The sequence below is a fragment of the Streptacidiphilus jiangxiensis genome (assembly GCF_900109465.1).
GTDB lineage: Bacteria > Actinomycetota > Actinomycetes > Streptomycetales > Streptomycetaceae > Streptacidiphilus > Streptacidiphilus jiangxiensis.
Genome location: NZ_FOAZ01000007.1, coordinates 272840 through 294371, shown reverse-complemented (window position 1 = coordinate 294371; position 21532 = coordinate 272840). Strand labels below are relative to the sequence as shown.

Here is a 21532-nt window from a genome sequence, read left to right as displayed (position 1 = left end):
CGGGGGCTGCACGCGGCCGGGTCCGGACGCCGGCATCCGGAGAGCCGCGGCGCCCGCCACCAGGCTGCCCTGGCATTCATCCGCCAGAGCGCTTTGTACGATTCTGGCCGCCCTGACCGTCGGGGGCGGTGACGGCGGCAACGGCCCTGTGGAATCGCGTGCACGGCCCGGGCCTGCTGCGGCTGGTCCAGCGCGTCCTGCTGATCGTGGTGTGCCAGGCGACCGCGATCGCTCTGGTCGCCGCGTGGATCAACAACAGCTACGGGCCTACGGGCGTGCGGGCCTGACGCTCGGGCAGCTTGCGCCCTGTTCGGGGGGCCCAAATCGGCGACCGACCGGATCGTCGCGCACGGGGCCGCCTCATGGCGCCGACCGCTGTCGTCTCACCCGGCGCACGCGCCGACCGCGGTGCCGACCGGGCCCGCCGGAGCGGCCCCGGGCGGCGGCTGTCAAGCCACGGTCGGATAGAGGCCGGCCAGCGGCCCCGACAGTCCGGAGCGGACGTGGCGGGAGACGTCGTCGGCCAGCACCTCGGGAAGGCCTTCCGCCACGCCGTCCAGGGCCAGGCGGGCAACGGCGAGCGGGTCGTTCTTGGGCACGTCGACGTGCGCGGCCATGTCGGTGTCCATGAAGCCCACGTGAAGGGCCGTCACCTGGGTCTTCTGCTCGGCGAGGGAGAGGCGCAGTGCATTGGTCAGCGACAGCTCCGCGGCCTTCGCGGCGGCGTAGGCGGACATGTCGGCGTTGGTGAACCAGGACAGCACCGAGAGCACGTTGAGCACGGCCCCACCGCCGTTCGCCGCAAGGATCGTGGCGAAGGCCCGGGTGACGGACAGCGTGCCGAAGTAGTGGGTTTCCATCTCCAGCCGGATGTCGGCCAGGTCCCCCTGGAGCAGGGACGCGCCGGTGTAGCTCCCCGCGTTGTTGACCAGCAGGTCGACGTCGGTTGCGAGCGCGGCGGCCGCCTGGACCTGCGCGGGGTCGGTGACGTCGAGCCGGACGGGGACGACGCCCGGCAGGTCGATCGAGTCGGGGTTGCGTGCCGCGGCGTAGACCTTGGCCGCTCCCCGGTCGAGCAGAGCTTCGGCGAGACGGCGGCCGAGGCCGCGGTTGGCGCCGGTGACGAGCGCGGTTGCGCCGGTGAGGTCCATGACGACATCCTCCAGTGAGTTTGGATTTCCAACCTAGCATGGGTAGGACTTTCCAATCCAGGGGTAGAATGGTCTCCATGGAGACGCCGTGCGCGATAGCGCGCAGCCTGGAGGTGCTCGGCGAGCGCTGGACACTCCTCGTGGTGCGCGAGGCCCTGTCCGGCACGTCGCGCTTCGCCGACTTCCGCAGGGCGCTCGGGATCGCGCCGGACATCCTGACCAGCAGGCTGAAGGTGCTGGTCGACGCCGGCGTGCTGGAGCGTCGGCCGTACCGCATGGAAGGCCAGCGCGTCCGCGAGGAGTACCACCTGACGCCCTCGGGACGGGAGTTGACGGTGATGCTGGGTGCGCTGATGCAGTGGGGTGACGCGCACCGCCCGTACGCGCCGGGCCCGACGGTCGAGCGCTGGTCGGCCGACGGCCGGCCGCTGCGGGTGGCATTCGTCGACGACGAGGGGCACGAGGTACCGCTTCACGACGTGCGCTTCCAGCGAACCCCCGCCTACCCGACTGCTTGAGCGCCGCCGGGCAGCCCACTGGGGGCCTCCCGGGCGATCCACACATCGGCCGTTGCCGCGCCGGACGGGCGGACGGTGGCGGCCCGCGTCGACCGCGACCCGGCCACCAGGGCGACGCTGCGCGGGAACAGCATCAGCCGCCGGCAGAGCCGTTCGTCGACCTTGGCGATCCGCCGGGCGGCGGGCAGCCGAGGAGGAGTCGCTCCGCCGGGCTTCGTGGCCGATGATTGTGTCGATCGACATCACCCGGTTGCAGCGGACACGTCCCCCGGATCGACCCCCGGCCCGCACCGCACGAGGGGAGCGAGAAGATGACCAAGGTCCTCATGGTCGTGACGGCGGCCGACCACTGGACGCTCAGGGACGGCGAGGAGCATCCCTCGGGATACTGGGGCGAGGAACTGGCGATGCCGCACAAGGCCTTCTCCGAGGCGGGGTGGGACATCACGCTCGCCACCCCCGGCGGGAAGATCCCGACCCTGGACAAGCTGAGCATGTCCTTCACCGCCGGCTGGCCGACCACCCTGCGCGAGGTCGCCCGCTATCTCGACTCGATCCAGCCCCAGCTGCACACCCCACAAAGGCTGCAGGAGATGCACCCGGACGAGTACGACCTCGTCTTCTACCCCGGCGGCCACGGCCCGATGGAGGATCTGGCCTTCGACCCGGTCTCGGGCGCGCTCCTCACCCACGTCCTGCGCTCCGGCAGGCCGCTGGCCCTGCTCTGCCACGCGCCCGCCGCCGCGCTCGCGGCGAAGAACGAGGACGGATCCTGGCCCTTCCGCGGCTACCGGATGACGGGCCTGTCGAACCTCGAGGAAAGGCTGAACAGCTTCGGCCGGAAGGCCGCCTGGCTCCTTGAGGACCGACTCAGGGAGTACGGCGCCGACTACGTGAAGGGACACATTCCGCTGCGCCCGTTCACGGTCGTCGACCGCAACGTCTACACGGGTCAGAATCCCGCTTCCTCCCAGCAGCTCGCCCGCCGCCTAATGGCGGACATGCGGGTGGCGGCACGGTAGTCACCGCATCCGTCGGCGGCCCCGGCACTCCCCCACGCCCCCGCACCGCCCGGGCCCGCCACCCTCGCCCGGCGGCAGCGAGCTCCACCTGACGGCCGTCTCAGCGGGCGACGTTCCTCGTCAGCTGCCGCAGGATCCGCTTGACGTCCTCGAAGTCCTGCGGGGGCAGGGCCATGGCGTCGCCGATGGCGGAGGGCACCGTGCGCGCGCGTTCGCGTATCGCCTCGCCCTGCTCGGTCAGGCTCACCAGCACGGTGCGCTCGTCCTCCGGGTCGCGCTCGCGCCGAACCAGGCCGCTGCCCTCCAGCCGCTTGATCAGCGGGGTGAGGGTGCCGTAGTCGAGCTGGAGCGCCGTGCCGATCTCCTTGACCGGGACGACGCCGTGCTCCCACAGCACCAGCATGACCAGGTACTGCGGATAGGTCAGCCCGAGCTCCTCCAGCAACGGGCGGTACCGGTGGGTCACCGCCCGTGAGGCTGCGTAGAGCACGAAGCAGAGCTGGTCGTCGAGCAGCATCGTGAACCCGCCCGGCGAGGCGCCAGGGGCGTCAGGGGTGTCGGCGGCGGTCATCGGCATCTCTCCGTTCGATGTCTCCCCACAGGTTACCAACGGGGGCGATGACAACGCCCCCGATGAGCTTGTGCACGATTACCTTGCGTCCGAGGTAATCGTGCCATAGGTTAGTTCTCAGACGGAGCCCCCCGGCTCCCTCCCCCCAGAGGAGTCCGTCATGACCGACAGCGCGCCCCGCACCCCCGTCCTGGAGCAGGCCGCGGCCGAGTTCAGCGCCGCGACCGCCAACCCGCCGTCCCTCTTCGACCTCGGTCCCGTGGAGGGCCGCAAGACCGTGGACGAGGTCCAGTCCGGCGAGATCGCCCTGCCGGCGGTCGACGAGGAGTGGATCACCGTCCCCGGTGGCCCGACCGGCTCGGTCCGCACCCGGATCGTGAAGCCCGCCGGCGCCACCGGCACCCTGCCGGTCATCCACTACATCCACGGCGCGGGTTGGGTCTTCGGCAACGCCCACACCCACGACCGCCTGGTCCGCGAGCTCGCCGTGGGCGCGGGCGCGGCCGTCGTCTTCCCCGAGTACGACCTCTCCCCCGAGGCGCGCTACCCCGTCGCGATCGAGCAGAACTACACCGTCGCCCGCTGGGTCGTCACCGACGGCGCGAGCAAGGCGCTGGACGGCTCGCGCATCGCCGTCGTCGGTGACAGCGTGGGTGGCAACATGTCCGCCGCACTGACCCTGATGGCCAAGGAGCGTGGGACCGTGCGACTGAGTGGGCAGGTGCTGTTCTACCCGGTGACCGACGCGAGCTTCGACACCCCGTCCTACCACCAGTTCGCCGAGGGGTACTTCCTGCGCCGCGACGCCATGCAGTGGTTCTGGGACCAGTACACCACCGACGAGGCCCAGCGCGCCGAGATCACCGCCTCCCCGCTGCGCGCCACCACCGAGCAGCTCGCCGACCTTCCGCCGGCGCTCGTCATCACCGGCGAGGCGGACGTCCTGCGCGACGAGGGCGAGGCCTACGCCGACAAGCTCCGCCAGGCCGGCGTCCCCGTCACCGCCGTCCGCTACCAGGGCATCATCCACGACTTCGTGATGCTCAACGCGCTGCGCGGCACCCACGCCGCCGAGGCCGCCATCACCCAGGCGGTCGGGTTCCTGCGCGACGCCCTGGGCACCGCCTGACCGACACCATCTGACGCCGACCACCGGCCGGGGCGGACCCACCCGCCCCGGCCGATCACCACCGCAAGTCCGAGAGGAGCAGCACGCATGCCGGCAGAGGAGTACTGCGAGAGTCCCGCCTCGGAATCCGCGCGGAGGGGGAAGTGGATCGCGACCGGCGATCAGTCCGTGGCCGACTGCACGCGGTGCGGTGAGCCCACCGAGTACCGGTCCGACTCGCCGGGGGCCGTGCTGTGTCCGCGGTGCGAGTGGCAGCAGGCCCAGCGCGGCGCGTGCTCCGGATAGGCCCGCAGCGGTCGGCCGGTGACGTGGGTGTACGCTCTCGCGACGCAGTGAGCATCACCCCTGTTTCCCGGAGGACCCGACCATGAAGAACCCTTTCAGAGAGGGTGGACCACTCGATTTCGGGTCCTGGGTCATAGGTCTGGTCTCGGCCGTCGGCCTTGTGGTCAACGAGATCAGGATGCGTCCGCACGGCGCCTCCTGGTGGTGGGTCGCCGCAGCGGGAATCCTGCTCGCCCTGAATGTCCATGCTGCGTTTCGACGCGTGCGCGCTCGCGTCCAGAAGCGGGCCGACGGGGCCACCCCGCCTGCGTAGACAACAGTCCGGTGCCCGGAGCACATCACCCGCCGGATGCACGGCCGACCTGTGCGCGAACAATTCCGCCCTCTACCGGGTGCTTGAGCCGTTCCCTGACGCGGCGACGGCTGTCGCGCGAGCACGCGAGATCCTCGGCTCCCGGTTCCCCACCGCCCAGTTCATGGGGATCGACGATCGGGATGTGCCTCCCTTTCTGGATGAGCTTGCCCGCAGAGGCGCCGAGTTCGAGCGCGAGGAGCCGAGCTGTCGGTTCAAGATCGACCTGCGCCTGGCGCCCGAACTGCTCGACCTCTGGCCGCTGCCCGGCGGGTTGCTGATGAGTCTCGGGATGACCAGTCCGTTCGGCGGTCCGGACAGCACTGACGAGGACGACAGCACCGAAGCGGAACTGGATGAGATGGTCGCCGTCCTGGGCCCCCGGAGAACCGGGCGGTCAGGGACGCGTGGCGGGAGGCCTGCGGCCTCGACCTCAGCCCCTCCCAGGTCGGCTGGTAGGAGATCCCACCGCTCAGGGAGTCGACCAGGATCGACTTCGCCGGCGTTCACGAGCCTGCAAGAACCAGGGAATCGGATCACCGGCCTCCCCGGCAGCAACACCTGACGGCGAGCGATGGGCCGAGCGGCGGGAACAGGGGGTGCGGCCGACCGGGTGAGGGCGTATCAGGCATACGGGTTGCTGCCCGACGACTCCGCGACATCCGAGGAACACCTGATCTCACATCAAGGATGCTCGAGCGCAGGGACAGCAGAAAGGGAGGCCCGAGATGACCACCGCCATCGTGGGTGTCGGCAACATCGGGGGCGCCGTCGCTCGGCACCTGGTCGCCGGAGGCGAGCACGTCGTCCTGGCGGGGAGGAGCGCATCACGAGCCCAGGACCTCGCAGACGAACTCGGGCCGCTCGCGCACGCCGCCACCGTGTCCGAGGCGATCACCGAGGCCGACAGCGTCGTGCTCGCCATCTGGCTGGACGCGATGAGGGAGCTGGTCCCTCAGGTCGCGCCGCTGTTGAACGGCAAGGTGGTGATCGATCCGTCGAACCCGATCGCGTTCGACGAGAAGGGTCAGATCGTGAGGTCGCTACCCGTCGGGCAGTCGGCCGGGTCGGTCGCCGCGGCCCTGCTCCCGGCGGGAGCGCACTACGCGAAGGCGTTCGGCACCCTCGCCGCGGATGCGCTCGCCACGAACGCGAACCGCACGCCCCGGCGGGCGGCGCTCTTCTACGCCACGGACGACGAGACCGCCGCGGCGGCCGTCGAGCGCCTGATCCACGCGGCCGGCTACGAGCCGGTGAAGGCCGGCGGCCTGGCCGACGCCGGGCGCATCGAGGCCCCCGGTGGCGACCTGCACCAGTTCGGCCTGGACGGCGAGGTCGTCGACCTCGACCAGGCGCGCGCCGCGCTGGACGCCGACCGCCGGTGAATCGCCCGCTCCGCGGAGGACGCCGTGCGCGGGCCGTCCGCCGTGGCGCTGTGACCCTTCGGTGGGGGAACATGCGGACCGGCGGTCGTGGACGGCGGGACGGCGGTACCGTCGAAGGGCGCTTTCGGAGGAGGACCCTGATGACTGCTCAGCCCGTGGCCTACCACCACGACGAACTGCCGCGCGTGGAGCGCACTCCGGACGGCATCGGCCAGGCACTGACCGGAGCGCGCCGGATGGCGTTCTACGCCGACCTCGGCCGGGTGCGCTCGGGCCAGGAGTTCGAGGCCGTCATCGGTCGTTGGTGGTCGCGGGCGGTCCTCGCGCCGGGCCAGGCCGAGCGGATCGCCGCTGCGCGGGCGGGCCGCATCGACGGTCGGCGACCGCTCGCCGAGGTCGTGGCCGGGATCGAGGGCACCGCGTGAGGGTCCGCATATACCTGGACGAGGACCCCGCGCGGACGCTGGGCGAGATCCAGGCGAAGGACCCGGCCCTGTACGTGGCGGTGAAGGAGAAGCTCTCCACGGTCGAGGCGGACCCCTACTTCGCCGGGGACCAGGTGGACGAGTTCGGTGATGTTCTCAGCGCTGCGGTCGGCCCCGTCGCGGTGGAGTGGTTCATCGCGCCCGAGGACGCCGCAGGCGCGGTGGAAGTGACCGTGACCCGCTTGGTCTGGGCGGGCCTCACCTGACGCGACCGACCGGCGTCACGACTCTCCGGGACACCCCCCACCGCACCGGCCCCGAACCAGCTCTGAGCGGCCGGGCGTCGGTGGTCGGTCCGCTTCAGGCGGCTCCTTCGCCGACTCCCGTCAGTGCGGCGGTCGCCTGCCACAGCGCCGTGGCCCGGGACCGGTCGAGACCCACCTTGGCCGGCCTGCGCACTGCGGGGTGGCCCTTGATCCCGCCGAGGCCGTCCGGGCCGACGAAGGCGTTCCCAGGCAGGTCCTGCGTGGCGGCGTAGAGGGTGGGCAGGGCCCCGTGTTCGGGGTCGTTGAGCAGGAAGGCGAAGCGGTTGACGAGGTTCGCCGACGAGTGGGCGGCCAACGACGTCGTGGCGATGCCGGGGTGCGCGAGCACCGAACGGACGGGGCTTCCCGACGCCGTGAGTCGCCGCTGCAGTTCCAGGGAGAACAGGACGAGGGCGAGCTTGGAGTCCTGGTAGGCCTTCATGGGTCGGTACCGGCGGGCACGCCAGTCGAAGTCGTCCACGTCGAGCTTGGACCGGCGGTGCAGCTGGCTGGTCACGCTGACGACGCGATCGGTCAGGTACGGCAGGAGCAGGTTGGTCAGTACGAACGGACCGGTGTAGTTCGTCGCGGTCTGCACGTCGAGACCGTCGGCGGTGCGCGCGGCGGGGACGTCCATGACGCCGGCGTTGTTGACGAGGATGTCCAGAGGGCCGGTCCAGGCCTGGGCGAAGCTCCGCACCGATCGCAGGTCGGCGACATCCAGGTGCCGTACGTCGAAGTCGCCCGGCATTCCGGCCACCGCGCGGCGGCCCTTCTCCACGTCGCGCACCCCCAGCGTGACGCGGGCGCCGACGCGCGCGAGCTCACGGGCGGCCACCAGCCCGATGCCGCTGCCCGCACCGGTGACGAGAACCGTCCTGCCGCTCAGGTCCGGCAGGTCGGCGGCTGTCCATCTGGCCATGAGTTCCTCGCGTTCTGATCGCTGCGCACCGACCGCGGCGCACCCCGGTCGACTCGGAACCGGTCGCGTGGTTCCGCAAGAACCAGTGGACGGCCCCCGGTGGCACGGATGAAGGACCCGCTCAACCACTGATTCGCAGTCAGTGGCTACGGTCGTTCGCGGCTGCGACGATGGAGGAACAGCGCCCCCGACCAGCACCCCGACCAGCACCCGAACGCACTCGACCCCAAGGGCGGACCCATGGCACCGACGGTGGACCGCACGTCACTGGGTGCCTTCCTGCGGGCCCGACGGGAGGCCCTGCAGCCGGAGGACGTGGGCCTGCGCCGCGGACCACGTCGGCGCACCCGCGGGCTGCGACGCGAGGAGGTGGCCGAGCTGTGCGAGATGTCGGCGGACTACTTCGCGCGCCTGGAGCGCGGCGACGGGCCGCAGCCGTCCCGGCAGATGGCGGCCGCGCTCGCCCGTGGGCTTCGGCTCACCACGGACGAGCGTGATCACCTCTTCCTGCTGTGCGGACACCGCGCACCGGACCGACAGACCCGCAGCGAGCACGTGAGCCCCGGGCTCATGCGCATCCTGGACCGGCTGCAGGACACCCCGGCACAGGTGATGGGCCCCCTCGGCGAGACGTTGCTGCAGACTCCGCCGGCCGTCGCGCTGCTCGGGGACCAGACCCACTACAGCGGCGAGGCGCGCAGCGCGCCCTACCGCTGGTTCGCCGACCCGACAGCCCGCGAGCGGTACCTCCCCGACGACCACGGCCTGAACAGCCGCGTGAACGTGGCGCTCCTGCGAGCAGCGGCCACCCGGGACGGCCCCCGGTCGTCGGCAGCCCTTCTCGTGGCGAGCCTGCGGCGCCGGAGCCCGGAGTTCGCGTCCCTGTGGGACCGGCAGGAGGTCGGGCTGCGCTGGAGTGGCACCAAGCGGTTCGTCCACCCGCAGGTCGGGCGCATCGACCTGTTCTGCCAGAACCTGCAGGACCCCGACCTGTCGCAGTCCCTGCTCGTCTTCACGGCGACGCCCGGAACCGACAGCCACGAGAAGCTGGCGCTGCTGAACGTCCTCGGAACGGACAGTCTCGCCGTCGGCTGAGGGCCAGGCCAGGCCAGGCGCGGTCCGGTCCGGTCCGCCAGAGCTGCTGGCCAGGGTGTGGGTGGGGCGCTCCCGGCCTACTTGGTGTCGATGCGTCCGACGGCGTCGGGTCCGTCGGTGAGGTGCGCGCACGTCGCGGCCCACGCGCCGGCGTCGCGACCGAACGCGCTGAGCAGGTAGGAGGCGGTGAGCTCCGCCAGGGCGGCGACCCGCGCCGGGTTCTCGTCGGTGGTCTCCGTCGCGTCGTAGCCGCTGATCCCACCAAGGATGTGCTCCGCGCCGAAGACCGTCAGCAGCGTCTTGGGCCCCGGGGCCAGCTGGTAGGGGTCGGCGTGCCAGTCCGGGCCGGCGTCGGTGAAGTGACGCGAGTCGTCCTTGTCCCCGGCGACGACCAGCGCGGGGGTGGTCATGGTGGAGAAGTCCACGTCGCGGGCGAACGGCACGAGGGGGGCCATCGGTCCGTTGAGCACGTCGCCGCGCCCCGGCGCGGCCAGCACCACGCCTTGCTTGATCCGGGGTTCGCGCAGGTCGACCACCTCGCCGGTGTCCGGGTCGGTGGTGCGCGCGCCGAGCAGCAGGCAGGCGGTGGAGGCCCCGAGCGAGTGGCCGGCCACGGCCACGTCGCCGTGGTTCACCCGGCCCGCGAGCTGCGGCACGGCCCGCTCGATCTCGGCGAGACCGTCGAGCAGGTGCGTCATGTCCGTGGCCCGTGAGCGCCAGAACAGCGGCGCCTCGGGGAGGTGGCCCACCCGGTGCCGGAGCGTCGCGGAGCTGAGGTGGGAGGGCTGCAGCACGAGGAAGCCGCGGGAGGCGAGGAGGTTCACCAGCGGCGCGTAACCGTCCAGCGAGGACAGGTGGTTGCTGGTTCCGTGGCCGTGGGAGAAGAGGATCACCGGGAGGTCGGTGCCGGTCGCCGGTGCGGTGACCCGCAACCGGAGGTCGACGGGTCGCCCGGGGACGGTCAGCGTCACGGGGCTCTGGGAGAGGATCGGCACGGGGAGGCCCGCGGTGCCGACGACGGAGTTCTGCTCGGTCATGGAGGTCCCCTGTTCGTCCGGCGGCCGACAGCGCGGCGCCGGATCTAGAATGAATCGGAACAGCGTCCCGTTTAGAATACGGAACGCTGTTCCGGATATCAATGCCCGGCGTCGCGGCGACCGCCGAACCCGGACGAGACGGAAGAGGGGAACCCGATGCCAGGCGAGGGCGAGCTCGAGCCCACCCCAGCGGTGCGAGGCAAGCGGGCGGACGCGACGCGGAACCAGGCGAAGCTTCTCGCCGCAGCAGCCGACGTCTTCGCACAGGCCGGCGTCGACGCGCCGATCCGCCGGATCGCCACCGCCGCGGGCGTGGGCCTGGGGACGATCTACCGTCACTTCCCCACCCGCGCCGACCTCGTGATCGCCGTCTTCCAGCACCAGGTCGAGGAGTGCGCCGAGGCGGGGCCGCGGCTGCTGGGCGAGTCCGCGTCGCCGCTGGCCGCGCTGCGCGCCTGGCTCGACCTGTTCGCCGACTTCCTGGTCACCAAACACGGGCTGGCCACCACTCTTGGGCCCGGGGACAGCGGCTTCCAGTCGCTCCACGCCTACTTCCTCGACCGGCTCCAGCCCGTCGCCCGGGAGCTGATCGAGGCGTCGATCACCGCCGGGGAGATCGGGCCGATCGAGCCGTACGCACTGATGCGAGGCATCGGCAACCTCTACCTGGGCGCCGGCGACGACCCGCGCTACGAGCCCCGGCTCCTGGTCGACCTGCTGCTGGAAGGACTGCGCCGACGCGGGGACGACAAGCCGGTGTCACCGGCTTGCGCGCGGGAACGAAACAGCGACGCAAGACCTGCATAATCCAGCGAAAGTCACCATCCGCTGTATGCAAATGACGGAGGCTTCGCAAGTATGCGTCCCATGACGCGCAGACTTGCAGAGGTCGCCAAGAAGGTGGGAGTCAGCCAGGCGACGGTGAGCCGGGTGCTCAACGGACGCACCGGCGTCTCCGACGCCACCCGGCAGGCGGTGCTGACCGCCATCGACGTCCTCGGGTACGAACGCCCCACCCAGTTGCGGGGCGTACGGGCCCGGCTGGTCGGCCTGGTGGTCCCCGAGCTGCAGAACCCGATCTTCCCGGCGCTGGCCGAGGGCGTCGGCGGCGCCCTGGTACAGCTCGGCTTCACCCCCGTGCTGTGCACCAGGACCGCCGGCGGCCTGACCGAGGCGGAGTACGTGACGATGCTGCTGGACCAGCAGGTCTCCGGCGTGGTGTTCTGCGGCGGCCTCAGCACCCAGGAGTACGGGCAGCTGCTGGGCCGCGGCGTGCCGGTGGTGCTGCTCAACGCCGCCGTGGACTTCTCCGCGCTGCCGCCGACGCTGCTGGTGGACCCCGTGCACGGCTCCAAGCTCGGCTTCCCGCAGGTCTCCACCGACGACCACGCGGCGGTGGAGCAGGCGTTCACGCACCTGTGGGCGCTCGGGCACCGGCGCATCAGCCTGCTGGTCGGCCCGGCCGAGCACATGCCCTCGCGGCGCAAGGCCGAGGCGTTCGCCCGCCTGTGTGCGCGCACCGGGACCGACCCGCGTGGGCGGATCGGGCACGCGCTGTTCTCGTTCGAGGGCGGCCAGGCAGCCGCGCACGAACTGCTCGCGACCGGCGCGACCGCGCTGATCTGCGGCAGCGACATCGTGGCTCTGGGCGCGGCCCGCGCCGCCCGGCGGCTCGGCCTGGAGGTCCCGCACGACGTCTCGGTCGTCGGCTACGACGACTCGGCGTTCATGAACTACACCGACCCGCCGCTGACGACGCTGCGTCAGCCGATCGATGCGATGGCCCGCGCCGCCGTGCAGCTGCTGCTGGGCCAGATCGACGGCGGCACGCCGACGCCCAAGGAGCTGCTGCACGAGCCGGAACTGGTCGTCCGCGGCTCGACCGCACCCCCTCGGGCGCCTGGTGGCCGACTGCTGGAGGGGGCACGGCTGACCCGGGTCTGAGCCTCGGCCCGGCAGCCGACGCCTGGAAGCCCCGGGGCGTCCGGGCGTCGCTGCGCCGACGGGACGTGAGGACGCAGACGCACGGCCGGACCTGGGCGAGGCCCACCGTCGGCCGTGCGCCGCGCCCGGCGCCCGCCGCTCTGTCAGACGTGCAACCAGACCGCCGTGTCCGGTGGGAGGGCCGTCGCGCCCGCGGCGAGCGGGCCACTGGCGAGCAGGACGGTGCTGCCCTCCGGGAGCGGCAGCTCCGCGCCGCCCAGGTTGACCACGCAGCGGAACGACGCGCCGCGTCGGAAGTCCAGCACCCCCGCCGACGCCTCGGGCCCCCGCGACCAGGCGAACTCCTCCCCGCGCAGGGCCGGTTCGGCCCGTCGCGCGCGCAGCGCCGTGCGGTAGAGGGTCAGCATCGAGTCCGGCACGCCCTGCTGGGCCTGCGCCGTCAACTCCGCCCACGCGTCCGGTTGCGGCAGCCACGGCGCGCCGCTCGCGTCCGCCGGGCTGAAGCCGAACGGCGGCGCCTGGCCCGCCCACGGCAGCGGGACGCGGCAGCCGTCGCGGCCGATGTCGGCGCCCGCGCTGCGGAAGAAGAACGGGTCCTGGCGGGCGGCGTCGGGGATGTCGCGCACCTCCCACAGGCCGAACTCCTCGCCCTGGTAGAGGTAGCAGGAACCGGGCAGGGCCAGGTTCAGCAGCAGCGCGGCGCGGGCGCGGCGGGTTCCGAGCACCAGGTCCGTCGGGGCACCGTGCTGGGCGGGGCTGCGGCCCATCGCGCTGTCGGCGCGGCCGTAGCGGGTGACGTGGCGGGTGACGTCGTGGTTGGAGAGCACCCAGGTGGGCGCGGCGCCCACCGGTGCGTGCGCGGCGAGGGTGCCGTCGATGACGGCGCGCAGCCGGTCGGCGTCCCAGGGGCAGTTGAGGTAGTCGAAGTTGAACGCGGTGTGCATCTCGTCGGCGCGCAGGTAGGCGGCGAGCCGCTCGGGGTCGGCGAGCCAGACCTCGCCGATCAGCGCCTTCGGCTCCGGGTAGGAGTCGGCGACCTTGCGCCAGCGCCGGTAGATGTCGTGCACCTCGTCGCGGTCGACGAACGGGTGCGGGTGCGGCGGCCGGCCCTTGGTGTGGTCGGGGCCGAAGGAGGGCAGCGCCGGGTCCTTGGCGGGCATGGTGGCGGAGTCGATCCGTACGCCGTCCACGCCCCGGTCGAACCAGAACCGCAGTACGGCCTCCAACTCCTCCGCGACCTCGGAGCTGTTCCAGTTGAGGTCGGGCTGCTCGGCGGCGAACAGGTGGAGGTACCACTCGCCGTCCGGCAGCCGGGTCCAGGCGGGGCCGCCGAACTCGGACGGCCAGTCGTTGGGCGGCAGTTCGCCGTTCTCGCCGCGGCCGGGGCGGAACCAGAACCGGGCGCGCGCGGCGGAGCCGGGCGCGGCGGCCCGCGCCTCCTCGAACCAGGCGTGCCGGTCGGAGACGTGGTTGGGGACGATGTCGACGATGATCCGCATGCCGAGCGCGTGGGCCTCGGTGATCAGCGCCTCCGCCTCGGCAAGGGTGCCGAACGCGGGGTCGATGCGGCGGTAGTCGGCGACGTCGTAGCCGGCGTCGGCCATCGGGGAGGCGTACCAGGGGTTGAACCAGAGCGCGTCGACGCCGAGTTCGGCGAGGTAGGGCAGCTTGGCGCGGACCCCGGCAAGGTCGCCGACCCCGTCGCCGTCGGCGTCGGCGAAGGAGCGGACGTAGACCTGGTAGATCACGGCGTCACGCCACCAGGCGGGCGCGCTGCCGGGATGTCCCGGGTCGGCGCGGGTCGTGGTGGCGGCATGGTCCGCTGTGCGTGTACGGAGAGTCATGAGCGGATACTCCTCGGCGAGGGAGACGGGCGGGTGGGTGTCCGGGAGCGCGGGTCAGGTACGCGCTCCCGGACACCGGTCAGGGGAAAGCTCCCGTGATCAGTCGAAGATCTCGAACTCGGAGAGCTGGGCGGCGGGCCAGCCGGTGTTGCCGGTGACGACCACCTGCAGGTAGCGCTCGCTGGTTCCGGCGGGCAGGGTCAGCGTGACGGTGTTGGCGCTCGCCGGGTCGAAGACGTGGTCGGCGGTGGGCACCAGGGTGGTCCAGGTGGTGCCGTCGGTGGAGCCGAGGACGGCCAGGGTCTGCGTCCGCGCGCCCCAGTTGGGCGGCAGGGTCAGCACGACGCTGCGCTCCTGCTGGGCAGTGCCGAGGTCGGCGGTGAGGGTCTGCGGCCAGCCGGCGTTGTCCTGGCTCTCCCAGTAGGAGCCGTTGTTGTCGTCGTTGGCGTTGGACGCGGGGAAGCCGGGCAGCTCGCTGCTGGCGGTCAGCGTCGCGTTCAGGGCGAGGTTGCTGGGCGGGGCAACGCCGCCGTCGCCGCCTATCGGGTCGGTGCTGCCGACCAGTTGGACGGTCGTCGGCGTGCCGCCCTGGGTGGCAGGGAGGGTGAGCGTGCCCTCGGTGACGCCCTCGTGCTGCGCGGTGAACGCGATGTCGAGCACGCACCAGGCGGCCGTGTCCGTCGGGTCGGCGGCGTCGAGCGTCGGGCCGCACGGGTGGGCGGGGTCGGCGGTGACGGTGAAGCCGGGGCTCGCCACGGCCGCGCCGAGCGCGGCGGCGGTCGCGCCGGTGTTCATGACGACGACCTTCTGGGCGGGCGTGGCCTGCCCGACCGTCGCGGCCTCGAACGTCGTGGTGCCCGGGTAGGCCCACAGCGGGGAGCTCGCGGGCAGCCCGCAGGCGGTGGACTTCCAGCCGCCGTTGCCGCCCGCGTCCTTGAGCGCGAAGCCCGCGCCGCAGCTGAACACCCCGGCGAGGCCCACGTGGTTCGCCTGCGTGCCGGAGACGGTGACCGAGCCGGGAGCCTGGTCCTGGAAGACGTAGCTGCCGACGCCGTCGACGTGGTTGTCGTCGATCCGGACGTTGCTGACGACGTGGCCGGCGCTGGGCGGCGTGGTGACGGCGGCGCCGACGTAGGCGTTCGAGTTCTGGAACATGAACGCCGAGTAGGGGCTGTCGACGATGTCGTTGCCGAGGATCTCGACGGGCGCGGTCATGTCGCCCTGCTGCGGGTCGAACCAGATCGCGCCGACGCCGTAGTCCCAGCCCGGGTCCCGCTGGCCGGTGCGCACCAGCCGGTTGCCGGTGACCAGCAATGGGCCGCTCATCGGGACCGAGCCGAAGCGCTGCCCGATGCCGATGCCGCCGCCCCGGGTGACGGTGTCCTGGAGCAGGTTGCCGCTGATGACGTCGTCCGCGCCGGAGCCGTAGACGCCGATGCTGTTGGCCAGGCCCGGCGAGTCGACGGTGTTGTGGACCAGCGCGTCCTGGGTGTCGCCGTAGTTCTCCGACCACAGGGCCAGGCCGTCGTCGCCGGTGTTGCGCAGGAAGTTCTGCGTGATCAGCGTATGGGTGACCGGGCCGTCGGCGGCGTTGAGGTTGATCCCGTCGGCGGTGGTGTCCTGGATCCGCAGGTGGTCCAGGGTCAGGCCGGTGCTGGGGCCGATGATCCAGGCGCCGACCTTCTCGTTCTGGATCCACACGTGGGAGATCCGCGAGTCGCTGAAGCCGCCGTTGAAGCCGGTGTCGGCGCTGTTGCTGTCGTCCCGGACGTCCACGTTGCCGAAGATCGCCAGCCCGGAGATGTCCACGTGCGAGCTGGGCGGGTTCTGCTTGCCCGCGAAGGAGACGTTGTGCCCGGTCAGGACGGTGTACCACTCCCCCGCGCCGGCGATGGTGACGTCGTCGACGTTCAGCGGGGCGCTGAGGGTGTAGGTGCCGGGCGGCAGGTAGAGGCCGCGGCCGGCGGCGGAGGCGGTGTCGATGGCCTGCTGGAGCGCGGCGGTGGTGTCGGTCGCACCGGTCGCGTCGACACCGAGGGCGGTGGCGTCCAGGTAGCCGTCGGGCTTGGCGGTCGGCGGCGCGACCTGCTCGAAGTCGGCGGTGTTGACGACGTACCAGGGGGCGTTGTCGCCCGGGTCGACCCGGAGCGTGACGACCGTCCCGGCGGGCAGGGTGCGGCCGAAGCGGTAGCGGGCGTCGTCGTAGAAGTCGTGCGGCACCTGGCCGTCGGGCTTGCCGACGCTGGGGTTGTTGCTGAAGGGGTAGTTGCCGTAGAGCCAGCTGAACTGGGAGGTCAGCTGGAGCGCCGTCTCGGCCTTGCCGTCGACGTAGAGCGACAGGGGGGCGTCGATGCCGCCGCCGTGGAGCGAGTCGGGCAGCGCGTAGTGGAAGTCGACGGCGTTCGCGGGCCGGGTGAGGGTGAAGCTGACGTACGTGCCCTGGCCGACGAGCTGGACGGCAGTGCGGCCGGTGGCCTCGCTGGCGAGGGTGCCGTAGCGGTAGTCGGGGCCGAGCACCGTGCCGTTGGTATGGGCGTGCGGGCTGGTGGCCGCGTTCTGCTCGTCGAACGGGACGGAGGCGCCGACGGTGTCGCGGGGCCCGTCGGCGCGGTCGGTCCCGTCGGCGTGGGCGGTCCCGGCGGGGAGGACGGCCAGCGGCGCGGCCAGCAGCAGGGCGGCGAGTGCGGGCAGGTCGGTTCTGCGCCGCGGACGCGCGGCGCTTCTCGGGGTCATGGGATGCGGCTCCGGGGAGTGGGAGGCGGTCAGCCCTTCATCGCGCCGGCGGTGAGCCCGGCCATGATGTTGCGCTGGAAGAAGAGGAAGAACACGATGGTCGGCACGCTGGCGATGGCGAGCGCGGCGACGAAGACGTTCTCGGGGACGCCGACGTGCAGCTGGTTGATCCCGACGTTGACCGTCTGCGTCGAGGTGTCGGTCAGCACCAGCAGCGGCCACAGGAAGTCCTTCCAGACCCCGACCACCGCGAAGATCGACACCACCCCGAGGATCGGCCGCGACATCGGCAGCACCACCGACCAGAGCGTGCGCAGCGGCCCGGCCCCGTCGATCGCGGCGGCGGCCAGCAGCTCGGTCGGGATGGAGTCGAAGAAGCGCTTGAGCAGGAAGACGTTGAAGGCGTTGGCCACCGAGGGGAGCCAGATCGCCCACGGGGTGTTGAGCAGGCTCCAGTGGGTGAACGGCAGGTCGTTGGCGGTCAGGTAGGCGGGCAGCACGATGACGGTCGTCGGGATCATCAGCGTGGCGAGCATCGCGAACAGCACGCCGTTGCCGAAGACCGGCCGCAGCTTGGACAACGCGTAGGCGGCGGCCACGTCGAAGACGAGCTGGAAGACGAGCGCGCCGCCGGCGTAGAGGGTGGTGTTGAGGATCAGCCGGCCCAGGTCCATGTCCCGCCAGGCGGTGGCGAAGTTGCCGGGCGCCGGGGAGGTGGGTAGCAGCGAGGGCGGGGTCTGGATGATCTGCTGCGGCGTCTTGAACCCGCCGCTCACCATCCAGTAGAGCGGGAAGAGGAAGGCGAGCGCGAACAGCGCGATCAGGACCCAGAAGACGGTCCAGTAGGCGGTCCGGCCGAGCGGGCGGGCCAGTTGGGCCTGGGAGATCAGGGTGCGCGTCGGGGTGACGAAGGCGGACATGGGGCCTACTCCTCCTCGGCGCGGCGGCTCAGCCACAGGTAGCCGCCCGCGAAGGCGATCAGGACGAGCAGCAGCAGCACACCGAGGGCCGCGGCGCTGCCGTAGTTGTCGTAGTTGAAGGCGTACTGGTAGATCAGGTAGACGACACTGGTGGTGTCGTTGGCGGAGCCGGTGATGATGTACGGCTCCAGGAAGACCTGCATGGTGCCGACGATCTGGAGCAGCAGCATCATCGACAGGATCAGCCGGGTCTGCGGCACCGTCACGTGCCAGACGCGGCGCAGCAGTCCGGCGCCGTCGAGCTCGGCGGCCTCGTAGAGCTCGCCGGGGATGCCTTGCAGCGAGGCGAGGTAGACCAGGACGGTGCCGCCCATGTTGATCCAGGTGGAGAAGAGGACCAGGCAGAGCACGGCGAGGGTGTGCGAGGACTGCAGCCACTGCACGCTCGGCAGGCCGACGGCGTGCAGGGCGGCGTTGAACAGGCCGGAGTCGTCCGGGGTGTAGAACCACTTCCACAGGAAGGCGGCGGCCACCGGCGGCATCATCACCGGTAGGTAGACCAGCAGCCGGAAGTAGGACCGGGCGTGCCGGATCTCGTTGAGGACCACGGCGAGCGCGAACGGCACCGCGTAGCCGACGACGAGCGCGAACAGGGTGAACAGGCCGGTGGTGCGCCAGGCGCTCCAGAAGTCCGGGTCGTGGAGCACGCGTTGGTAGTTGCGCAGCCCCACCCACTTGGTGTCGCCCGCGAAGTTCGTGTACTGGAAGCTCATGATCACCTCGCGGATCATGGGGTACCAGGAGAACACCGCGAAGCAGAGGACCGCGCCGGCCAGGAACAGGTAGGCGGTGGCGTTGCGCCGCAGCTTGCGGCGCAGGCCGCCGCGCCGGGCGGGGTCGGCGGCCCGCAGGTCGCGGGCGACCGCGCGGGTCAGGTTGATCGTCGCCATGGTGGGTGGGGCTCTCGTCTCGTCGTCCGCGAAGGGTGGGGGCCTGTTACTGCTGGGCGTTGGCCAGGATGCTGTTCGCGGCGGCCTTGAAGGTGTCCAGCAGCTTCTGCGGGTCGGCGTTCGGGTCGGTGAGGACCGCGTCCATGGCCTTGTCGCCCTGGGCGTAGAGGGCCTGCGCCTGCGGCGGCTCGACCAGCAGCTTCATGCTGGGCAGCGCGGCCACGTAGGTGGCGAAGTTGGCGACGGGCATGTTCGCGTACTTGGCCATGGCGGCGGCGTCGGCGGCGGCGGTGGCGCCGGTCCACAGGTCCGGCTCGGGCAGGCCGACCGGCTCCTTCTGCTCCGCGCGGCGCGGGTAGTTGAAGTTCAAGCCCTGCCCGGAGGTGAGGAACTCGTAGTTGATCCACTTGATGCCGGCCTGGATCTGGGCCGGAGTGTCCTTCTTGTTGAACATGTAGCCGTCGCCGCCGACGAGCGTGGCGGCCTGACCGGGCATCGGGCCGACGGCCATGTCGTCGTAGGAGACGTTGTACTGATCGTGGATCGTGGTCAGGGTGACCGGGTCGCCGACGTACATGCCGAGCTTGCCCGAGGCCATCATCTGCAGCAGGTCGTTGTACTGCAGACCCTGCTTGGCACCCATCACGTTGTCGGTGAACCGCATCTTGTGCAGGAACTGCAGCACCGCCAGCCCGTTGGCGTCGTCGAAGGCGGCGGACTTGCCGTCGGGGGTGACCATGGTGCCGCCGCGGGAGTACAGCTCGGCGGTGAAGTGCCAACCGCCGGTGTTGGCCGCACTGTAGTCGGCGTAGCCGACATCGCCGTTGCCCAGCTTGCTGATGGCGATGGCGTCGGCCTCGACCTCGTCCCAGGTGGTCGGCGGCTTGTTCGGGTCCAGGCCCGCCTTCTGGAACAGCGTCTTGCTGTAGACCAGGCCGAGGCTGTAGTTGCCCTTCGGGATGCCGTAGAGGTCGCCGGAGGCCGTGCCGCCCTGCTTGTAGATGTTCGTCAGCGCGGGCTGGATGTCCGACAGGCCGTGGATCTGACTGGCGTACTGCTGGATGTCGGCGGCCTGGCCGGACGCGACGACGTTCGCGCCGTCGGTGAAGTAGGTGTAGAAGACGTCGTCCATCTTCCCGCTGGCCAGCTTGGCGTTGAAGGTGGCGGGGTCGTCGCAGGGGTTGCTGTCGTCGCCCTTGACGGTGATGTTCGGGTTCAGCTTCTCGAAGGCGGCGACGTCGGCGATCCAGTTGGCGCGCGGGCCGGCCTGGGTGGTGGGCGGCATGCAGCCGACGGTGATGCTGACCTTGCCGTCGGCGCTCGCGCCGCCGGAGCCGGAGTTCGAGCTGGCGCAGGCTGCGGCGGAGAGGACGAGTCCGGTCGCGAGGGCGACCCGGGAGGCGGTGCGGAGTCTCATCTTCGGTCCCTGAGGGCGAGTCGGGGTGGGGGAATCGATGCTGGTCAGGGCCGCACCCGGTGGTGGGGTGGCGGTCTCGGCCCGGCGTGCAGCACAAGCTACGGGCGCTCCGAGAAGCGGTGCAAGAGAGAAACCGATATGCGCAAAACCTGGATGTTCTGGCGCAAGTGACTGCTGTTTGCACGGCATCGGCTGTAGAGAATCGGGCATCCGGTGTGACACAGTGCCCGCATGACGCGCAGACTCGCCGAAGTGGCACGGAAGGTGGGCGTCAGTGAGGCGACGGTGAGCCGCGTGCTCAACGGCAGGTCCGGCGTCTCCGACACCACCCGCCAGGCCGTGCTGACCGCCCTCGACGTGCTCGGCTACGAGCGGCCCACCCAACTGCGGGGCGTACGTGCCCGCCTGGTCGGGCTGGTGCTGCCCGAACTGCAGAACCCGATCTTCCCCGCGCTGGCCGAGATGGTCGGCGGCGCGCTGGTCCAACTGGGCTTCACGCCCGTGCTGTGCACGCGCTCCGCCGGCGGGCTCTCCGAGGCCGAGTACGTGACGATGCTGCTGGACCAGCAGGTCTCCGGCGTCGTCTTCTGCGGTGGCCTCAGCGCCGAGGAACACCGTCAGTTGCTGGAGCGCGGCGTGCCGGTGGTGCTGCTGAACGCGGCCGTCGACCACGCGGGCTTCCCCCAGGTCTCCACGGACGACGCTGCGGCGGTGCGGCAGGCCTTCGCCCATCTGCACGCGCTCGGCCACCGCGACATCGGCCTCCTGGTCGGCCCGGCCGACCACGCGCCCTCCGCGCACAAGACCGCGGCCTTCGCCGAGGTGTGCCGCCGAGCCGGCCTGGACCCGGCCGGGCGCGTCGGGCACGCGCTCTTCTCCTTCGAGGGCGGCCAGGCCGCCGCCGCGGAGCTGATCGACGCGGGCGCCACCGCGCTCGTCTGCGGCAGCGACGTGCTCGCGCTGGGCGCCATCCGCGCGGCCCGCCGCGCCGGGCTCGAGGTCCCGCGCGAGTTCTCGGCGGTGGGCTTCGACGACTCGGCGTTCATGAACTACACCGACCCGCCGCTGACGACGCTGCGCCAGCCGATCGACGCGATGGCACGGGCAGCCGTGCAACTGCTGCTCGGTCAGATCGAGGGCGGCGCGCCGACCCCCCGGCACCTGCTGCACGAGCCGGAGCTCGTCGTGCGCGGCTCGACTGCGCCGTACGTGCCGCGCCGCCGCGTGCCGACCACAGCTGCGGGCGCGGGCCCAGGCATCGGCGCCGCTCCCCTGCCGAGGGCGCGCGGCCTGGCCTGAGACGGGACCCGGCCCCCCGTCCGGGTCACGCAAGTCGTCGATGTTCCTGATGAGTTCTTTTCAGGTCGTGCACCGACCTTCGGTGGCCCGGGACGGCAACACCGCTGCTGACCTGGCTTCGCAAACCGCGACAAGCACATGACGCGACTCCGGGCCGGATTTTACGGGCCGCGCGCGATTCGTTGTGCGGCTCCCGGACCAGGGCTACCGTGCCGTGGCGTTGCCTGC

At 71.6% G+C, this 21532-nt stretch carries 20 protein-coding genes; 11 read left to right on the top strand and 9 right to left on the bottom strand.

What is annotated here, in order from left to right; all coding sequences use genetic code 11:
* Positions 1-128 precede the first annotated feature (128 nt).
* Positions 129-287: a hypothetical protein gene (locus BMY61_RS46230; protein WP_161791203.1), complete on the top strand. Its 159-nt coding sequence runs from the start codon at positions 129-131 to the stop codon at positions 285-287.
* Positions 288-449: 162 nt separating this feature from the next.
* Here the strand turns inward: BMY61_RS46230 and BMY61_RS16230 are convergent, their stop codons facing one another.
* Entirely contained in the window at positions 450-1151 is a 702-nt protein-coding gene (locus BMY61_RS16230; protein WP_042442853.1) for an SDR family oxidoreductase, read from the bottom strand.
* 77 nt (positions 1152-1228) lie between these two features.
* On the opposite strand from BMY61_RS16230, the gene BMY61_RS16225 reads away from it, so the two are divergent.
* Positions 1229-1669, top strand: coding sequence for a winged helix-turn-helix transcriptional regulator (locus BMY61_RS16225; protein WP_236655861.1), 441 nt, complete (start codon positions 1229-1231; stop codon positions 1667-1669).
* A gap of 311 nt (positions 1670-1980) precedes the next feature.
* A complete protein-coding gene (locus BMY61_RS16220) occupies positions 1981-2691 on the top strand; it encodes a type 1 glutamine amidotransferase domain-containing protein (RefSeq protein ID WP_042442849.1) in 711 nt (236 codons plus the stop codon).
* Between the two features lie 100 nt (positions 2692-2791).
* Here the strand turns inward: BMY61_RS16220 and BMY61_RS16215 are convergent, their stop codons facing one another.
* Positions 2792-3262, bottom strand: a complete 471-nt coding sequence (locus tag BMY61_RS16215) for a MarR family winged helix-turn-helix transcriptional regulator (RefSeq protein ID WP_063773171.1) — start codon at positions 3260-3262, stop codon at positions 2792-2794.
* Positions 3263-3422: 160 nt separating this feature from the next.
* Here BMY61_RS16215 and BMY61_RS16210 point away from each other — a divergent pair, with 160 nt between their 5' ends.
* From BMY61_RS16210 to BMY61_RS16185, 4 genes are all read left to right on the top strand, one after another.
* Positions 3423-4391 (top strand): alpha/beta hydrolase, encoded by a 969-nt coding sequence (locus tag BMY61_RS16210; protein WP_042442847.1) that lies wholly within the window; start codon positions 3423-3425, stop codon positions 4389-4391.
* 1365 nt (positions 4392-5756) lie between these two features.
* Positions 5757-6413, top strand: coding sequence for an NADPH-dependent F420 reductase (locus tag BMY61_RS16195; protein ID WP_042442844.1), 657 nt, complete (start codon positions 5757-5759; stop codon positions 6411-6413).
* A gap of 140 nt (positions 6414-6553) precedes the next feature.
* Positions 6554-6838: a hypothetical protein gene (locus BMY61_RS16190; protein WP_143094374.1), complete on the top strand. Its 285-nt coding sequence runs from the start codon at positions 6554-6556 to the stop codon at positions 6836-6838.
* Positions 6835-7104, top strand: a complete 270-nt coding sequence (locus BMY61_RS16185) for a hypothetical protein (RefSeq protein ID WP_042442841.1) — start codon at positions 6835-6837, stop codon at positions 7102-7104. Before BMY61_RS16190 ends, BMY61_RS16185 begins: the two co-directional genes overlap by 4 nt.
* A gap of 94 nt (positions 7105-7198) precedes the next feature.
* Here the strand turns inward: BMY61_RS16185 and BMY61_RS16180 are convergent, their stop codons facing one another.
* Positions 7199-8065: an SDR family NAD(P)-dependent oxidoreductase gene (locus tag BMY61_RS16180; RefSeq protein ID WP_042442839.1), complete on the bottom strand. Its 867-nt coding sequence runs from the start codon at positions 8063-8065 to the stop codon at positions 7199-7201.
* A gap of 240 nt (positions 8066-8305) precedes the next feature.
* Here BMY61_RS16180 and BMY61_RS16175 point away from each other — a divergent pair, with 240 nt between their 5' ends.
* Positions 8306-9160, top strand: coding sequence for a helix-turn-helix transcriptional regulator (locus BMY61_RS16175; RefSeq protein WP_042442837.1), 855 nt, complete (start codon positions 8306-8308; stop codon positions 9158-9160).
* A 77-nt stretch (positions 9161-9237) separates the two neighbouring features.
* Here BMY61_RS16175 and BMY61_RS16170 read toward each other — a convergent pair whose 3' ends face one another.
* Positions 9238-10197, bottom strand: coding sequence for an alpha/beta hydrolase family protein (locus BMY61_RS16170; RefSeq protein WP_042442836.1), 960 nt, complete (start codon positions 10195-10197; stop codon positions 9238-9240).
* Positions 10198-10353: 156 nt separating this feature from the next.
* On the opposite strand from BMY61_RS16170, the gene BMY61_RS16165 reads away from it, so the two are divergent.
* Both BMY61_RS16165 and BMY61_RS16160 read left to right on the top strand, forming a co-directional pair.
* Positions 10354-11004: a TetR/AcrR family transcriptional regulator gene (locus BMY61_RS16165; protein ID WP_082014746.1), complete on the top strand. Its 651-nt coding sequence runs from the start codon at positions 10354-10356 to the stop codon at positions 11002-11004.
* Between the two features lie 60 nt (positions 11005-11064).
* Complete coding sequence (locus BMY61_RS16160; RefSeq protein ID WP_042442834.1) at positions 11065-12141, top strand: LacI family DNA-binding transcriptional regulator; 1077 nt, start codon at positions 11065-11067, stop codon at positions 12139-12141.
* 143 nt (positions 12142-12284) lie between these two features.
* Here the strand turns inward: BMY61_RS16160 and BMY61_RS16155 are convergent, their stop codons facing one another.
* The 5 genes from BMY61_RS16155 to BMY61_RS16135 form a co-directional block, all read right to left on the bottom strand.
* A complete protein-coding gene (locus BMY61_RS16155) occupies positions 12285-13985 on the bottom strand; it encodes a glycoside hydrolase family 13 protein (RefSeq protein WP_082014745.1) in 1701 nt (566 codons plus the stop codon).
* Between the two features lie 99 nt (positions 13986-14084).
* Positions 14085-16718: a discoidin domain-containing protein gene (locus BMY61_RS16150; RefSeq protein ID WP_052438336.1), complete on the bottom strand. Its 2634-nt coding sequence runs from the start codon at positions 16716-16718 to the stop codon at positions 14085-14087.
* Positions 16719-16747: 29 nt separating this feature from the next.
* Complete coding sequence (locus tag BMY61_RS16145) at positions 16748-17638, bottom strand: carbohydrate ABC transporter permease (RefSeq protein WP_042442832.1); 891 nt, start codon at positions 17636-17638, stop codon at positions 16748-16750.
* A gap of 5 nt (positions 17639-17643) precedes the next feature.
* Positions 17644-18588: a carbohydrate ABC transporter permease gene (locus BMY61_RS16140; protein ID WP_052438335.1), complete on the bottom strand. Its 945-nt coding sequence runs from the start codon at positions 18586-18588 to the stop codon at positions 17644-17646.
* A gap of 46 nt (positions 18589-18634) precedes the next feature.
* Entirely contained in the window at positions 18635-20005 is a 1371-nt protein-coding gene (locus BMY61_RS16135; protein ID WP_042442830.1) for an extracellular solute-binding protein, read from the bottom strand.
* Positions 20006-20236: 231 nt separating this feature from the next.
* Between BMY61_RS16135 and BMY61_RS16130 the strand changes: the two genes are divergently transcribed.
* Positions 20237-21304, top strand: a complete 1068-nt coding sequence (locus tag BMY61_RS16130; protein WP_063773170.1) for a LacI family DNA-binding transcriptional regulator — start codon at positions 20237-20239, stop codon at positions 21302-21304.
* Positions 21305-21532 lie beyond the last annotated feature (228 nt).

Excerpts from the sequence above, each read along its gene's own strand:
- BMY61_RS16175 (WP_042442837.1), top strand. The coding sequence starts at position 8,306 with ATGGCACCGACGGTGGACCGCACGTCACTGGGTGCCTTCCTGCGGGCC.
- BMY61_RS16155 (WP_082014745.1), bottom strand. The coding sequence starts at position 13,985 with ATGACTCTCCGTACACGCACAGCGGACCATGCCGCCACCACGACCCGC.
- BMY61_RS16145 (WP_042442832.1), bottom strand. The coding sequence starts at position 17,638 with ATGTCCGCCTTCGTCACCCCGACGCGCACCCTGATCTCCCAGGCCCAA.
- BMY61_RS16220 (WP_042442849.1), top strand. The coding sequence starts at position 1,981 with ATGACCAAGGTCCTCATGGTCGTGACGGCGGCCGACCACTGGACGCTC.
- BMY61_RS16195 (WP_042442844.1), top strand. The coding sequence starts at position 5,757 with ATGACCACCGCCATCGTGGGTGTCGGCAACATCGGGGGCGCCGTCGCT.
- BMY61_RS16215 (WP_063773171.1), bottom strand. The coding sequence starts at position 3,262 with ATGACCGCCGCCGACACCCCTGACGCCCCTGGCGCCTCGCCGGGCGGG.
- BMY61_RS16140 (WP_052438335.1), bottom strand. The coding sequence starts at position 18,588 with ATGGCGACGATCAACCTGACCCGCGCGGTCGCCCGCGACCTGCGGGCC.
- BMY61_RS16180 (WP_042442839.1), bottom strand. The coding sequence starts at position 8,065 with ATGGCCAGATGGACAGCCGCCGACCTGCCGGACCTGAGCGGCAGGACG.
- BMY61_RS16190 (WP_143094374.1), top strand. The coding sequence starts at position 6,554 with ATGACTGCTCAGCCCGTGGCCTACCACCACGACGAACTGCCGCGCGTG.
- BMY61_RS16170 (WP_042442836.1), bottom strand. The coding sequence starts at position 10,197 with ATGACCGAGCAGAACTCCGTCGTCGGCACCGCGGGCCTCCCCGTGCCG.
- BMY61_RS16230 (WP_042442853.1), bottom strand. The coding sequence starts at position 1,151 with ATGGACCTCACCGGCGCAACCGCGCTCGTCACCGGCGCCAACCGCGGC.
- BMY61_RS16130 (WP_063773170.1), top strand. The coding sequence starts at position 20,237 with ATGACGCGCAGACTCGCCGAAGTGGCACGGAAGGTGGGCGTCAGTGAG.
- BMY61_RS16165 (WP_082014746.1), top strand. The coding sequence starts at position 10,354 with ATGCCAGGCGAGGGCGAGCTCGAGCCCACCCCAGCGGTGCGAGGCAAG.
- BMY61_RS16160 (WP_042442834.1), top strand. The coding sequence starts at position 11,065 with ATGACGCGCAGACTTGCAGAGGTCGCCAAGAAGGTGGGAGTCAGCCAG.
- BMY61_RS16150 (WP_052438336.1), bottom strand. The coding sequence starts at position 16,718 with ATGACCCCGAGAAGCGCCGCGCGTCCGCGGCGCAGAACCGACCTGCCC.
- BMY61_RS16225 (WP_236655861.1), top strand. The coding sequence starts at position 1,229 with ATGGAGACGCCGTGCGCGATAGCGCGCAGCCTGGAGGTGCTCGGCGAG.
- BMY61_RS16210 (WP_042442847.1), top strand. The coding sequence starts at position 3,423 with ATGACCGACAGCGCGCCCCGCACCCCCGTCCTGGAGCAGGCCGCGGCC.
- BMY61_RS16135 (WP_042442830.1), bottom strand. The coding sequence starts at position 20,005 with ATGAGACTCCGCACCGCCTCCCGGGTCGCCCTCGCGACCGGACTCGTC.